Origin of the sequence: Sphingobium sp. WTD-1 (assembly GCF_030128825.1) — a bacterium.
Classification (GTDB): Bacteria; Pseudomonadota; Alphaproteobacteria; order Sphingomonadales; family Sphingomonadaceae; genus Sphingobium.
Genome location: NZ_CP119127.1, coordinates 392,112 through 406,725 on the forward strand (window position 1 = coordinate 392,112; position 14,614 = coordinate 406,725).

Sequence of the window (14,614 nt, forward strand, 5' to 3'; positions counted from 1 at the left end):
AGCCCCCGGACGAGGGACCGCATCCCAGGGACGATATCGGTGCCCGGCCGGGCGCGACATGGTCCCCGCAATTTGCGGTCCACCTGTCGCCACGCGGGTTCACCCCCGTCCGCTCGGCACACCCTGTCCGCGCGAAGGACGACCGCGACGGGCAGGTCTCCTGGCTCGCGGGTCATCGCTGATTCATGCCGCCTTCTCAGAACCTTGCGGTCCCAATGGCATGTGGCACAAAAGCTCGCCGCTCACAGTTGCAGGGGCAGCCGGGGTCTTGAACCCCATTCCCTTTTCATCCCCGCTACTGGGGAACCTGTCGCAGTCCGGGCGATAGGCGAGCCCGACTGGAGCGTCAATCTTCCTTGCCTGGAGGAGCGCGCGGGCTAAGGGAGGTGGCCATGCGGATATTTGCGCCCATCGGCCCCGGTAAGGGGATGATCGCCCTGCTGATCGCCCTCATCGGTGGCGCCACATTATGGGCGGCCACCGCGCGCCAGCCTGCTAATGCAGGCAAACGTCCGCAACGGATCGTGTCACTCAACCTGTGCGCCGACCAGTTGCTGGTCGCGCTGGCCGATCGCGACCAGATTGCCGGCCTGACCCATAACGCCGGCGATCGACAGATGTCGGCGGTGGCTGCCGTAACGAAGGGCCTGCCCATCCTCGACGGATCGGCCGAGCAGATTTTGGCGACCAACCCCGATCTGGTGATCGGCATGCCGGCGCGGCGCAATCCGGCGATCGCGATCCTCAAGGCCCAGCATTATCCCGCCGTCGACCTCAAAAGCGCGGACAGCTATGCCGATATCGTCACCTCGATCCGCACGGTGGCGCAGGCGATCGGCCATGCCGACCGCGGCGAAGCGATGATCGCGCGGATGGACCGGGAACTCGCCGCCCTGCCCCGCGCACCCAAGCCCAAAGTCGCGGCCTATTATCAGCGGCGCGGCTACATGACCGGCACCGGCACGCTGGTCGACGACCTGATGACGCGGGCGGGCCTGCGCAACCTGGCCGCCGACCTTGGCAAGCCGGCGATCGCGCAGGTCAGCCTGGAGGAGATGGTCGCGGCCCGACCGGATTATCTGATCGTCGAGAGCGCGACCGACCGCATCACCGACCAGGGCACCGAAATGCTGCACCATCCCGTGCTGCGCGACATAGCGCGCATCAGCCTGCCCCAGGCCTGGACCGTGTGCGGCGGACCGGCCTATGTGCAGGCAGCCCGCGCCCTCTCCCAGGCCGTCAGCGCCCGCTGAAGCTGGGCCGGCTCAGCCCTCGATGAAGTTGGCGGCGACTTCGGCCGGCACCCGCATCAGCCGGCCGCTTTCCTTGTCGATCATCGCCCAGGTGGATTTGGCCGACACCTTCACCTTGCCGTCCGGTCCGGTGAACTCGATCAGCCGGTCGAACCGCGCGCCGCGCGGCCCTTCCGGTATCCAGGTGCGGCCCGACACGACATCGCCCTCGGTCACATTACCGCGATAATCGACCTCATGCCGGGTCACCACCCAGATATAGGCATCGACATGAGCGGGGTCGGCATCGGTCATCCAATGTTCGACCGACAATTGCTCCATCCACTGCACCCACACCGCATTGTTCACATGGCCCAGCACATCGATATGCTCGGGCCGTGCGGTGAACTGCTTGGTGAAGCTCGACGCCATCAGCCTTCCACTCCCAGCTGCCACAGGATGAACGCAAATTCCTCGGCGGTCTCGTGCAGGCTCTCGAACCGCCCGGACTTGCCGCCATGGCCTGCGCCCATATTGGTCTTGAGCAGCAGGATATTATTGTCGGTCTTGGTCGCGCGCAGCTTCGCCACCCATTTTGCCGGTTCCCAATAGGTGACGCGCGGATCGTTGAGGCCGGCGGTCACCATCAGCGGCGGATAGGCCTGGGCGCTGACATGGGTGTAGGGGTCATAGGACTGGATGGTGCGGAACGCAGCCTCATCCTCGATCGGATTGCCCCATTCGGGCCATTCGCCCGGCGTCAGGGGCAGCGTCTCGTCCAGCATGGTGTTGAGCACGTCGACGAACGGCACATGGGCCACCACCGCGCCCCACAGGTCGGGATCGGAGTTGATGACCGCGCCCATCAGCTCACCACCGGCCGATCCGCCCGAAATGCTGATCCTGCCCCTGGCCGAATAGCCAAGATCGATCAGCCCCTTTGCGACATCGACGAAATCGGTGAAGGTGTTGGTGCGCTTGTCGAGCTTGCCGTCGAGATACCATTGCTGGCCCAGGTCGTCGCCGCCGCGAATATGAGCGATAGCAAAGGCAAAGCCACGATCGAGCAGCGACAGGCGGCTGGTCGAGAAGCCCGGCTCCATCGCCAGGCCATAGGCGCCATAGCCATAGAGATGCAGCGGCGCGCTGCCGTCGCGCGGAAAATCCTTGGGATAGACGATCGACACCGGAATCTGCGTGCCGTCGCGCGCCGCGATCATCAACCGCTCGGCGGCATAAAGGCTGGCGTCATAGCCCGAGGGGATTTCCTGGACCTTCAGCACCTCCAGCTCACCCGTTGCCAGATGATAATCATAGATGGTGTCGGGCGTGACCATCGATTCATAGCCGATGCGCAGCTTCGTCACCTCATATTCGGGATTGTCGTCGAGACTCGCCGAATAGCTGGCTTCCGGGAAGGGAATGCGCTTGGCGCTGTGGGTCGCATAATCGCGCAGCTCGATCTGGTCGAGCCCGTCCTGCCGCCCTTCGGTGACGTAGAAGGTCTTGAACAGGGTGAAATCGGTCAGGTAGAAATGGGCGTCGGCGCCGATCACCTCATCCCACTGGTCGGGCGCATCGAGCGATGCCTTAACCAGCCGGAAATTGGGATGGGTGTCGTTGGTCTTGATGTAGAGCGTGCCCTCATGCTCATCGACATCATATTCGCGGCCGGGCTGGCGCGCGGAGACGAGCAGCGGCGTCGCGGTCGGATTGTCGGCCGGGATCAGCCAGGCTTCGCTGGTGACATGGTCGCCGGTCGCGATGACGATCCATTTTTCCGAGGAGGTGAGGCCGATCGAAACGCGGAAGCCCTCATCATCCTCATGGAACAACTCGACATCGCTCTCGACGCTCTGGCCCAGCCAGTGCAGCCGCGCATTGTCGGTCCGCCAATTTTCATTGGCGAGACCATAGAGCAGCCCCTTTGAATCGCTGGTCCACACCAGCGAAGACAATGTGTCGGGAATGACTTCGGGCAGGATTTCGCCCGAGAAGAGATCCTTGATCCGCGCCTCGAACCGTTCGGAGCCATTGGTGTCGATGCCATAGGCCAGATAGCGGCCGTCGGGGCTGACCGACATGGCGCCCAGGCGGAAATATTCATGGCCCTGCGCCAGCGCCGGTTCGTCCAGGATCAGCTGGTCGTCACCGCCTGCTGCGGGCTTGCGATACCATTTGCGATATTGCGCCCCGGTCTCGAACGCACGCCAGTAGATATAGTCGCCATCCTTCTGCGGGACCGACTGGTCATCTTCCTTGATGCGCCCCTTCATCTCGTGGAACAGCGTATCGAGCAGCGGCTTGTGTGGCGCCATCGCGCCCTCGAACCAAGCATTCTCGGCCTCCAGATAGGCGAGCACATCCTTGTCCTTGACGTCGGGATAGCCCGGATCACGCAGCCATGCATAAGGATCGTCCACCGTGATGCCATGATGCGCGAAGCTGTGCGGGCGGCGTTCGGCGATCGGCGGGGACAGGGGCGGCTGCATTTGATCGGTCATTAACTATCCATGGTCCAGACGGGGGCTGCGCTGGAATAAGCGCGCCGGCCCCTCTATGTTGTCGGCATTATGGCCAACGCAAGAGGCCGGAATGATCCAAGGGAAGTTCGATGTCCAGTTATGAAGATCGCCTGAAGGCCCTGCGCGCCCAGCTGGTACGCCAGAAGCTCGATGGTTTCGTGGTCCCCCTGACCGACGAGCATATGAGCGAATATGTCGGCGCCTATGCCCAGCGGCTCGCCTGGCTGACCGGTTTCCAGGGTTCGGCCGGCAGCGCCGTGGTCCTGCCGGAGGAGGCCGCGATCTTCGTCGACGGCCGCTATACGCTGCAGGTGCGCGAGCAGGTGGACGGCGCCCATTGGCAATATGAAAGCGTGCCGCAGACCTCGATTGCCGCCTGGTTGAAGGACCATGCGATCGAAGGCGCGCGCATCGGCTATGATTCCTGGCTGCACACCCGCGCCTGGGTGAAGCAGGCCACCGAAGCGCTGGCCCAGAAGGGCGCGGAGCTGGTTGCGGTCGACACCAATCCGGTCGACGCCGTCTGGCCCGATCGCCCGGCGCCCAGCGACGCCAAGCTGGTGGTCCATGAGGATCGCTATGCCGGCAAGAATGCGGCCGAGAAACGCGCCGACATCGCCGACTGGCTGGTGTCGAAGAAGGCGGACGCCGCCGTCCTCTCCGCGCTCGATTCGATCGCCTGGGCCTTCAACATCCGCGGCAAGGATGTCGAGCGCACCCCGGTCGCGCTCGCCTATGCCATCGTCCATGCCGATGCGACCGCCGACCTTTATGTCGCGCCGGAGAAGATGGACGAGGCGGTTGCCAAGCATCTGGGCAACGCCGTGCGCATCCATGACCGCGCCGCCTTTGCCGATGCGCTCGCCGACCTCAAGGGCAAGACCGTCGTCGCCGACCCCGAGCGCGCCGTCGCCGCCATCTTCGAGGCGCTCGATGCCGGCGGCGCGCAGATACTCAGCCTGCGTGATCCCGTGGTCCTGCCCAAGGCGATCAAGAACGACACCGAAATTGCCGGCCACAAGGCGGCGCAGGAACGCGACGGCGCCGCCTTGAGCCGTTTCCTCCACTGGATCGCGGTGGAAGCGCCCAAGGGCGGCCTCACCGAACTTTCCGCCTCGGACCGGCTGGAGGCGTTCCGCAAGGAGACCGGCCTGCTGGAAGATCTGTCCTTCGACACGATCAGCGGTGCCGGCCCCAATGGCGCGGTCGTCCATTATCGCGTCGAGGAAAAGACCAATCGGCCGATCGAGACGGGCAGCTTTTACCTGGTCGATTCGGGCGGCCAGTATCGTGACGGCACCACCGACGTCACCCGCACCATCGCCATCGGCAGCCCTAGCGAAGAGATGAAGCAGCGCTTCACCCTGGTGCTGAAGGGGCATATCGCGCTGGCCCGTGCCGTCTTCCCGGTCGGCACGCGCGGCGGCCAGCTCGACGTGCTGGCGCGCCAGTATCTCTGGGCGCAGGGTCTGGATTATGCCCATGGCACCGGCCATGGCGTCGGCAGCTTCCTGTCGGTGCATGAAGGGCCGCAGCGGATCGCGACCTTCGGCGGCGGCGACGAGCCGCTGGTGGCGGGCATGATCCTCTCGAACGAGCCGGGCTATTACAAGACCGGCGAATATGGCATCCGGATCGAGAATCTGGTGCTGGTCGAGGAACGGGCGATCGCCGGCGGCGAAAAGCCGATGCTGGGTTTCGAAACCCTGACCTTCGCGCCGATCGACCGCAACGCCATCGCCACCGATCTGCTGGACGCGGGCGAGCGCGCCTGGGTCGACGCCTATCATGCGCAGGTGCTGGCCGTGGTCGGCCCGCAGCTCGACGGCGAGGCGCTGGCCTGGCTCCAGTCGGCCTGCGTGCCGCTCTAACCCGAATCAGTCCTTGGACGATTCCGGCGCGGGGGTGGGCTCAGCCCCTTCCCGCGCCACATCGCGGCTCTGGGCCTTGCGCCGCCGCAGATTGTCGCGCAGCGCCTGCGCCAGCCTTGCTTTCTTTTCGTCCTGGGTCTCGCTCATGCCGAAGCGCATAAGCAAAATGCATTATCTGCCGCAACCCGCCTTGACAGGAGGCAATGGGGCGGCCATAGGCGCGACCTCCGAAGCGCACGGCGCGACGGAGACGAAATAGAGTGCTGCCGTAGCTCAGTGGTAGAGCGCATCCTTGGTAAGGCTGAGGTCGCGAGTTCAATCCTCGCCGGCAGCACCATTTCTCCCCCGACAGATGAAAAATCAGATCATCGCCCATCCGGCGAGGACCAGCCCCTGCGCCGCCGCGATCAGCCATAGCCACCGGACGAAAGGCTGTTTGCGCGTCTTGTGACGAAAGAGGTGGCGCGCGGCAAATGCACCCGGCGTCCCGCCTGCAAGCGCCCAGAGCAGCAAGGTCCGCTCGCGGATTCGCGCCATCCCCCGCACGGCCCGGCGCTTGTCGAATCCGAACAGCGTGAAGGCCATCAGGTTCGCCAGCAGCAACCAGACGAGGGCAAGAAACTGTGTGACGGGAATCGGCTCAGCCGCGCACGGTGACACCGATCCAGAGCGTCCTGGGTGTGCCCAGGTCGATGGATCCACCGGCATTGCGGGTGACGACATCCTCGTCGAACAGATTCTCGCCGCGCGCGACCAGGCTGATGCCATGGCCGATCGGCAGTCGGGCGAGGGCGTCGAGCGTCAGTGCATCGGGCAGCACATCGCTCTGCAGGTCATCCTCATATTGCTTGGCCGTGTAGCGCAGCGTCGCCGACAGCTCCGGCCCGGCCTTGGGCGCCCAGGCCAGCGTCGCACTGGCGGAATGGCGCGGCACCTGCGCGGGCGCGAAGCCGTCGAACGCCATGCCCGGCGCATCGACCTTGCTGTGGCTATAGGCATAGGAGGCAAGCAGCGAGAAATTGGCCGGAAGCTGTGCGCTGGCGGTCAGTTCCACGCCCTTGGCCACGATCGCGTTCACATTCTGGCGCTGGCGGGTGTTGGTGGCGATGGTGACATTGGCGATCGCATCGTCGAGCCGGTTGTAGAAGAGCGTGGCGGAGAGTTGCACGCCCGATGCCGGGGTCAGATCGATGCCACCTTCCACGCCCTTGAGCTTCTCGGGCTTCAAGGCTTCATTGGCCTGGGTGGTGACCGGGAAGACCACGAAGGGGCGATAGAGCTCATTGAGCGTGGGCAGGCGGAAGCCGCTATAGGCCGCGCCGCGCAGCGCCACCGCATCGCTCAGATGATAGAGCGCGCCTACCCGGCCTGAAAATTCCCAGTCGGATCGGTTGGCGTAGCTGCTGTCCTGCGTCACCAGGCCGGCTGCACTGACCGCCTTGTAGAAGCCGTTGCGGATCGACCAGCGATCGGCGCGTATGCCACCGGTCAGGACCAGATTTCCAATCGTCCAGTCATCCTCTGCGAAGATGCCGGACGTGATCTGGTCGCCACCGGCATGGCGGCGCGATGTCAGCGGGTTGCTGGCGATGCCGGCATTATAGGCATCCTCATACATGTCGCCGGTGGCAAAGCGGGTGTCCACGCCGATGCGCAGCACATGCTCCTCGCCCACCGGCGGGCGCAGCTCGATCTTGCCGCCGATCCCGGTCGAGGGGGTGTTGCGCTGGTCGAGCGACTTGCGGAAGCTGGTGGAAGAGATGACGATGTTCGAGAAGTTGCGCGCCTGGAGATAGGCGAGCGCATCGACCTGCCAGCGGCCGCGGCTGATATAGCGGATGCTGGCGTCCTGGCCCTGGCTCATGCTGTCGGCACCGGCAAAGCGCAGGGTGCGGTTATCCTGGAACAGGGTGCCGCGAAACTGGATTTCCGAGGTCGCGTCGATCGGCGCGACGGCGCGCAAATTGGTCGACCAGCTATCATAGGCGGCGGGCACGGTGGCGGCGACGCGCTGGTCCTTCGGCGTGGTCTGGAAACCATCGCCCCGATCCCAGCGACCGGACAGCGACACGTAACCGCTGCCCAGATCCGGCGCGATGCTGGCGGACAATTCGGTCGCATCCCTGCTGCCATAAAAGGCGCTGGCGCCAAACACCGGCATCTGGTCGCGGGTGGCGCTGGCCAGTTCGATCGTCCCGGCAACCGCGCCCGCGCCGAACGCGCCGCTGCCGCCGCCGCGCGTCACCCGCACCAGCGCCAGCCGGTCGGGCACCAAAGCCGAGAAGGGGATATAGCCGAAGAAGGGATCGGCGACCGGCACGCCATCGAGCAGCACCAGGGTCCGGCTCGACGCATTGCCGCCCAGCGCGCGCAGGGTGGCGCCCTGGTTCGAGGGATTGGACGCCCGGCTGTCAGAGCGGCGGAACTGCTGGAAGCCCGCGACATCGGCCAGCACGCTCTCGATCCGCCCCGATGCCGCATCCTCAAGCCGATCCCGGTCGATCACCACAGAGCCATAGGCCGGCGTCCCAGGCGGCAGGCTTAGGCCCGTGCCGGTGACGATGATCGACGCGGCCTGATCCGCCGTCACATCGGGCGCCTGGGCAACGGCGACGCCGGGCAGCGCGCACAGCATCAACGGCAGCGGCAGGATTTTCATGAAGCGCGTCCCCTTGGTCCGATTTTGCATCGGGGACTAGGAAGTCGCGCCCTGCACTGTCAAGCCGCGACCACCGGCATGCCTGCATGCAGCAGCTTGTCGATGGTCAGCGGATAGTCGCGCAGCCGGATACCGGTCGCATTATAGACCGCATTGGCCACCGCCGCGCCGGCGCCGCATATGCCCAGCTCACCCACGCCCTTGGCCTTCATCGGCGAGCTCTTGTCGTCCAGTTCCTCGATGAACAGCACATCCTGTTCAGGAATATCAGCATGCACCGGCACCAGATATTCGGCCATGTCATGATTGACGAAGAAGCCGAAGCGGGTATCGACATCCAGCGCCTCCATCAGCGCCGCGCCGGCGCCCATGGTCATCGCCCCGATCACCTGGTTGCGCGCCGATTTGGGGTTGAGGATTCGGCCGGCGGCAAAGGCGCCGCCCATCCGGCGGATGCGCACCTCGGCCGTGTCGATATCGACCCCAACCTCGCAGAAATGCGCACCGAAGGTCGCCTGGGCATAGCGTTTGGCAAGATCGCCAAACTCGATCCTGTCCTCGACCCACAGCCCGTCACGTCCGGCGAGCGCACCCAAAGTCTGCGACTGGTTGCCCATCTTCACCAACCCGTCCTCAAACCGGGCAGCGGCGATCGGATAGCCGGCCTTTTCCGTCAGCTTCGCCCGCATCGCCATGGCGGCGGCATAAACGCCGGCGGTTGAACTATTGGCGCCCCATTGGCCGCCCGATCCGGCCGAGGCGGGAAAGCGGCTGTCGCCCAGACGCACCGTCACCGCATCCACCTCCACGCCCAACACTTCCGCTGCGGTCTGGGCCATGATGGTGTAGGTGCCGGTGCCAATATCGGTCATGTCGGTTTCGACCGTCACCCGTCCCTGCCCATCGATGCCGATGCGCGCGCCCGAATCCGTCGTAATATTGTTGCGGAAGGCGGCGGCCATGCCCATGCCCACCCACCAGCGCCCGTCGCGCATCTGGCCGGGGCGCGGATTGCGTTTGCCCCAGCCAAACCGTTCCGATCCGGCGCGCAGGCACTCCACCAGCTTGCGGCTGGAAAAAGGGCGCTGCGGGCCGGCTTCGGGATCATATTGCACGTCGTTGCGGATGCGCAGTTCGACCGGGTCCAGCCCGCAGGCCTCCGCCAGTTCGTCCATCGCCACTTCCAATGCCAGCATGCCGACCGCCTCGCCCGGCGCGCGCATCGCATTACCCTCCGGCAGGTCGAGCACGGCCAGCCGATGCGCGGTGATGCGGTTGGCGCCGCGATAGAGAAGGCGGGTCTGCTGCGCTGCCGTTTCCGGGCCACCGCCGGGCAGGTCGCCCGACCAGACCTCATGCGCGATCGCATCGATCACGCCGTCCTTGCCCGCGCCCAGACGGATGCGCTGGATCGTCGCCGGGCGATGGGTGGTGTTGTTGGGGATTTGCGGCCGGGCGATCGCGACCTTGACCGGCCGCCCGATCTGTTTCGCACCCAGCGCCGCGAGCAGCGCGTCCGCACGCAGGAACAGCTTCGCGCCGAAGCCCCCGCCAATATAGGGCGCGACCAGCCGGATATTCTCCTTGGGAATACCCAGCGTCTTGGCCATCTCGCCGACGCTCCAGGCGATCATCTGGTTGGCGGTCCACAAGGTCAGCTTGTCGCCATTCCAGGCCGCCGTCGTAGCGTGCGGTTCCATCATCGCATGGCTATGATCGGGCGTACTGTAGCTTTGGTCGATCTTCACCGCCGCCTTGGCAAAGGCGCCATCGAAATCGCCGACCTTGGTGTCGGCCGGCGACCCGAAACTGGCCGGCGGCATGGTGCCGTGCAGCCGTTCCGCCTTCAGGTCGAACCGCCCCTGTTCGGGCGCATAGTCGATCCGCACCAGCTTTGCCGCATCACGCGCATTTTCCAGCGTGTCGGCAATCACCAGCGCCAGGGCCTGCTCATAATGCTGGATCGCCGGGCCGCCGAGCAGATGGGCGGTGTTGAACTGCCCCTTGCCCAGCGTGCCGGCATTGGCATGGGTGACGATGCCGAGCACGCCCGGCGCCGCCTCGGCCGCGCGCAGGTCCATCGAACGGATCTGCCCCTTGGCGATCGCGCTGCCGACAATCCAGCCATAGGCGGCATTGGGCGCCGCATCATGGCGTTCATAGGCATAGGGCGCAGTGCCGGTGACCTTGGCAGCACCATCGATCCGGTCGTGCGGAATACCGACCACGCGGCCGCGGTCGATCGGGTTCGGGCCGGCTGGCGTGTCGAACTTCATGCCCGTGCCTCCTGCTGGCGATAGAGCGATGCCAGCGTCTGGCTCAGCAACGCCTTCTTGAAGTCATTATGCGGGGTGGTGCGGGCACCCGCCAAGGCAGCGTCGGCAACGGCCTTGGCACCCTGCGACGCGGCCGCATCGGCGTCCGCCACCCGCCAGGGTTTGGGCGCGATTCCGCCAAAGGCAAAGCGCGCCTGACCGTCGTTGCCGAACACCGCGGCGACCGACACCAATGCGAAGGCATAGGAGGCTCGGTCACGCACCTTGCGATAGACATGGGTACCGCCGATCGGTTTGGGCAAGGTCACCGACAGGATCATCTCGCCGGGCTGCAGTGCATTATCCACCTGCGGTGCATCGCCCGGCAGGCGATGGAAATCGGCGATCGGGATGGTGCGCTTAACGCCGCCCGGTGCCATCGTCTCCGCCTGTGCATCCAGCAGCCGCAGCGCCACCGCCATGTCGCTGGGATTCTGGGCGATGCAGGCGTCGCTGACGCCGACAATCGCCAAGCTGCGGCTCATCCCCTGCATCGCGCCGCAACCACTGCCCGGCCGCCTTTTGTTACAAGGCATGCGCGTGTCGTAGAAATAGGGACAGCGGGTCCGCTGCAGCAGATTGCCACCGGTCGTCGCCTTGTTGCGCAACTGGCCCGATGCACCCGCCACCAGCGCCCGGCTGAGCACCGCATAGTCGCGCCGCACCCGCTTGTCGGCGGCAAGGTCGGTATTACGCACCAATGCGCCGATCCGAAGACCGCCCTCCTGCGTCGGCTCGATTGTGTTGAGGCCCAGATGGTTGACGTCGATCAGATGGGCCGGCGTCTCGATCTGCAATTTCATTAGGTCGAGCAGGTTTGTGCCGCCGGCGATGAAGCGGGCACCCTGGACCGATGCTGCCGCCTTGACCGCCGCTTCCACGCTGGCCGGGCGCTCATAGGTGAAGGGTCTCATGCCTTCTCCTCCCCGGCGACGTCGCGCATGGCGGCGATAATGTTGGGATAGGCGGCGCAGCGGCAGATATTGCCGCTCATCCGCTCGCGCGCCTCCGCGTCGGACCAGGCGACCTGATCCAGATCCTGCGTCACATGGCTCGGCACGCCGGCTTCGATCTCTTCCAGCACGGCGACTGCGGAGCATATCTGTCCAGGCGTGCAATAGCCGCATTGGTAACCGTCATGGACGATGAAAGCGCGCTGCATCGGGTGGAGCCGCTCCGGCGTGCCCAGCCCTTCGATCGTCGTGACCCTCTCGCCCTCGTGCATGACGGCAAGGGTCAGGCAACTGTTGATCCGGCGCCCCTCGACGATCACGGTGCAGGCGCCGCACTGGCCATGGTCGCAGCCCTTCTTGGTGCCGGTCAGATGCAGATGCTCGCGCAGCGCATCCAGCAAGGTGGTGCGCGGGTCGAGTTGCAGATGCACGTCGCGCCCGTTCACCTTCATGTCGAGTGCCATCATGCGATTGCCCTCCTGTGCCGATGGGGACCGGGCGGGCGGAGCAGCCTGTGCCAGGCCGGGCACCGCAGCGGTCGCCACGGCGCTGCCCTGCAGAATATGGCGGCGCGTAAAACCATCGGACGTCATGGATGACCCTCCTCCTGATCCGCATGTCATACGAAGGGCGGCGGCAATCGATCCCCGCAGGCCGCAGAAATGCCGGATCGGCAAAGAGTGACAGAACATGGGTGCAGGTCAAGCGGAGGCATGATTCGACGATTCGAGTCCGGCGCATCCGCAGCATCAAACCAGGCACCATGCCATGTCATTTTATCCACAGAGGCAAAACCCCCGGAAAACGGGAGGTTTTCCGCCATTTCAAAAAGTTTTTCATTTTTCTGCAATTCAGCCCTTGCCGACTTGGGAAACCACTGCTAGTTCGCCGCCACCCGCCGAGAGGGACACACTCTCCCGGCCGCCAAGAGCGGGCGTAGCTCAGGGGTAGAGCACAACCTTGCCAAGGTTGGGGTCGAGGGTTCGAATCCCTTCGCCCGCTCCAGAATTCTTCAATAAAATCAAAGAATTCTGGACCGCCGGGGCCGATCGAAACCGCTTATTTTTCCTTCGAAAATCGCAAAGTAAGCGCATGGTAAGCATGTTTGGGGCTAGGTTTCGCTGTGCTTTTTCCATCACAGTTTACCAGTCTCTGATCGCAGCGGCTGCCTTGCGCAATCGATTACATGCCGCCATCATCGTGACGTGAGGAAATCCGAAGAGTGCCTCGCAAGCATACCTGCCAAGCATAATTTACGTCGGTCCACGAAGGACGGACGGCCGCCTAGAGATGACAGTGGCATGTCGAACCGCGGCATAGCGCAGGGGAAAGCAAACAGTCGGGCGACTGCCCGATGGCAGTTGCTGTCGCCTGGATTTGACTTGTGCCCTCTCAATTCCCTTTCCCGTGCCATCGTCCGCCTAGGTCCGTATCCTCTGGATGCCACAATAGTCCCGCCGATGGGACGCCGGCATCCGACGCCGTTTCTCCGCCGGCCGAAAGCCTTGCGCAAACTTTCCAGACCGAGCGAGCCGGGCTTCTGCGTTATCTGGGCAAACGCGCCGGATGGGATGCCGCACCTGATCTTGTCCAAGAAGTCTTCGTGCGCGCCGCAAGCAGCGAGCAGGCGGGACGGCTCATAAATCCTGCCGCGTTCGTCAAACGAATCGCCCGCAATTTGCTGATCGATCGAGCCCGAAAGATAGGACGTGATAATGTCGTCATCTTTCCACTCGACGAGCAGCGAGATGTCGTCGCGCAGCCAGAACAATGCCTCAATTTGGAGGCGTCCGATCTCCTACGCCTCTACGAGAATGCCGTCGATACGCTTCCCGAAAAGACCCGCCGTGTATTCCTGATGCACCGGGTGGATGAAATGAGCTATCGCCAAATCCATGAGCGATTGGAAATCAGCGTCGCGACGGTGGAATATCACATGGTGAAGGCGCTCGCGCATATCAGCCGCCACGTGGACGCGGCGCGATGAGCGACCTGGATGGCGACGATGGCGTCGACCGCGATGCCATCGAAGAACAAGCTATCGCGTGGTTCCTGAATCTGCGCGCTCGTGAACCGGAGGCGGATACCTCGGATCTCGACGCATGGCTGGATCAGTCTGCCGATCATCGACGGGCCTATGAGCGGGCTCGATATCATTTCGAGGCTTCAGAGATACTGAAGTCATCTGTCCGCCATGGCAAAAAGAAGCCGTTACATTCCCGCACATTTTTCCTCGGCCTGGGAATTGCAGCAGCACTTGCTCTGGCAATAGCTCTAGGCGCGACCTTCACGTCGAACCAGCATCTGCGGACCGCTATCAACGAGGAAGCTGCGCCGGCGCGCATGCGTGCGCCGCGGCATCAGATCCGCACCGTGGCGCTCGCCGACGGTTCCGATCTCACGCTCGACGCCGCCAGCCAGATCGAAGTTGCAATGACGAGCAGAGAACGTCGAATCCGGCTGCTCGAAGGGAAGGCTCGTATAGCCGTGAGCGCAGACCCTCGCCCCTTCATCGTCGAGGCTGGTTCAGGCGAACTTACGGCTAATGCCGCAAGCTTTGATGTGGATATGGCTGCCGATGGTCAAATCGAGGTCGCCGTCCTGTCGGGTGAGGTCGAATTACGCAGGTTGCTGCGCCCCGCGGTGTTGGAGAGGGCAGCCCCAAAGATGCAGGCCGGGCAAAGCTATGGCTATCTTGCAAGCGACTTCACACCAATTGCGGTCGGACAGGACGACACCGATCGACGTGACTGGCCCAACGGCTGGACCGAATATCATTCCGCGCCCCTGTCGGAGGTGATTGCGGATGCCAATCGATATGCAAGGCAGCCGATCGAGCTCGATGAGCCACCCCTGGGCAATCTGCTGGTTTCGGGACGGTTCCATATTACGGATAGCGACCGCTTTGCCGAGAGGATCGCCTCTCTTTTCGGACTTGCTGCAGTCCACCGCCAAGGCGCCATTCACCTGCGCAAGAGATAAAAAACTTTGATGGACGACTAAGGTCGTACCAATTGCAGCGTCAATCCCCCCAGACGCGCCGATGTGGCGGGTCGGCA

General features: G+C 64.2%; 12 protein-coding genes, 2 tRNA genes and 1 riboswitch. Of the genes, 6 read left to right on the forward strand and 8 right to left on the reverse strand.

All coding sequences use genetic code 11. The features are described 5' to 3' along the window. Positions 1-133 precede the first annotated feature (133 nt). Positions 134-326, reverse strand: a riboswitch (cobalamin riboswitch). A gap of 66 nt (positions 327-392) precedes the next feature. Further along, positions 393-1,253 carry an ABC transporter substrate-binding protein gene (locus N6H05_RS02085; protein ID WP_284112532.1) on the forward strand — a complete coding sequence of 287 codons (861 nt, stop codon included), beginning with the start codon at positions 393-395 and terminating at the stop codon, positions 1,251-1,253. Between the two features lie 12 nt (positions 1,254-1,265). Here N6H05_RS02085 and N6H05_RS02090 read toward each other — a convergent pair whose 3' ends face one another. Together N6H05_RS02090 and N6H05_RS02095 are read right to left on the reverse strand one after the other, a co-directional pair. Continuing rightward, positions 1,266-1,664: an acyl-CoA thioesterase gene (locus N6H05_RS02090; protein WP_004209723.1), complete on the reverse strand. Its 399-nt coding sequence runs from the start codon at positions 1,662-1,664 to the stop codon at positions 1,266-1,268. Beyond that, positions 1,664-3,736 carry a S9 family peptidase gene (locus N6H05_RS02095; protein WP_284112533.1) on the reverse strand — a complete coding sequence of 691 codons (2,073 nt, stop codon included), beginning with the start codon at positions 3,734-3,736 and terminating at the stop codon, positions 1,664-1,666. Before N6H05_RS02095 ends, N6H05_RS02090 begins: the two co-directional genes overlap by 1 nt. Positions 3,737-3,846: 110 nt before the next feature. Between N6H05_RS02095 and N6H05_RS02100 the strand changes: the two genes are divergently transcribed. Beyond that, positions 3,847-5,628 (forward strand): aminopeptidase P family protein, encoded by a 1,782-nt coding sequence (locus N6H05_RS02100; RefSeq protein WP_284112534.1) that lies wholly within the window; start codon positions 3,847-3,849, stop codon positions 5,626-5,628. 6 nt (positions 5,629-5,634) lie between these two features. On the opposite strand, the gene N6H05_RS02105 is transcribed toward N6H05_RS02100, so the two are convergent. Continuing rightward, positions 5,635-5,775: a hypothetical protein gene (locus N6H05_RS02105; RefSeq protein WP_164522487.1), complete on the reverse strand. Its 141-nt coding sequence runs from the start codon at positions 5,773-5,775 to the stop codon at positions 5,635-5,637. Positions 5,776-5,890: 115 nt separating this feature from the next. Here N6H05_RS02105 and N6H05_RS02110 point away from each other — a divergent pair. After that, positions 5,891-5,965: transfer RNA gene (locus N6H05_RS02110), tRNA-Thr, on the forward strand. A gap of 23 nt (positions 5,966-5,988) precedes the next feature. On the opposite strand, the gene N6H05_RS02115 is transcribed toward N6H05_RS02110, so the two are convergent. From N6H05_RS02115 to paoA, 5 genes are read right to left on the reverse strand one after another with little or no spacing between them, the layout of a single operon-like run. Next, positions 5,989-6,213, reverse strand: coding sequence for a DUF1294 domain-containing protein (locus N6H05_RS02115; protein ID WP_284112535.1), 225 nt, complete (start codon positions 6,211-6,213; stop codon positions 5,989-5,991). 55 nt (positions 6,214-6,268) lie between these two features. After that, positions 6,269-8,287 carry a TonB-dependent receptor plug domain-containing protein gene (locus N6H05_RS02120; protein WP_284112537.1) on the reverse strand — a complete coding sequence of 673 codons (2,019 nt, stop codon included), beginning with the start codon at positions 8,285-8,287 and terminating at the stop codon, positions 6,269-6,271. Positions 8,288-8,346: 59 nt separating this feature from the next. Further along, positions 8,347-10,563 (reverse strand): aldehyde oxidoreductase molybdenum-binding subunit PaoC, encoded by a 2,217-nt coding sequence (gene paoC / locus N6H05_RS02125; RefSeq protein WP_284112538.1) that lies wholly within the window; start codon positions 10,561-10,563, stop codon positions 8,347-8,349. Next, positions 10,560-11,516, reverse strand: a complete 957-nt coding sequence (locus tag N6H05_RS02130; RefSeq protein WP_284112539.1) for an FAD binding domain-containing protein — start codon at positions 11,514-11,516, stop codon at positions 10,560-10,562. Before N6H05_RS02130 ends, paoC begins: the two co-directional genes overlap by 4 nt. Continuing rightward, on the reverse strand, positions 11,513-12,148 hold the full coding sequence (paoA, locus tag N6H05_RS02135) for an aldehyde dehydrogenase iron-sulfur subunit PaoA (protein WP_284112540.1): 636 nt from the start codon (positions 12,146-12,148) through the stop codon (positions 11,513-11,515). Before paoA ends, N6H05_RS02130 begins: the two co-directional genes overlap by 4 nt. Positions 12,149-12,485: 337 nt before the next feature. Between paoA and N6H05_RS02140 the strand changes: the two genes are divergently transcribed. The 3 genes from N6H05_RS02140 (at position 12,486) to N6H05_RS02150 (ending at position 14,537) form a co-directional block, all read left to right on the forward strand. Further along, positions 12,486-12,560, forward strand: a tRNA-Gly gene (locus tag N6H05_RS02140). Positions 12,561-12,939: 379 nt separating this feature from the next. Further along, entirely contained in the window at positions 12,940-13,542 is a 603-nt protein-coding gene (locus N6H05_RS02145; protein WP_257010967.1) for an RNA polymerase sigma factor, read from the forward strand. After that, positions 13,539-14,537: a FecR family protein gene (locus N6H05_RS02150; protein WP_284112541.1), complete on the forward strand. Its 999-nt coding sequence runs from the start codon at positions 13,539-13,541 to the stop codon at positions 14,535-14,537. The genes N6H05_RS02145 and N6H05_RS02150 overlap by 4 nt, the downstream gene beginning before the upstream one ends. The last annotated feature ends 77 nt before the right edge of the window (positions 14,538-14,614 follow it).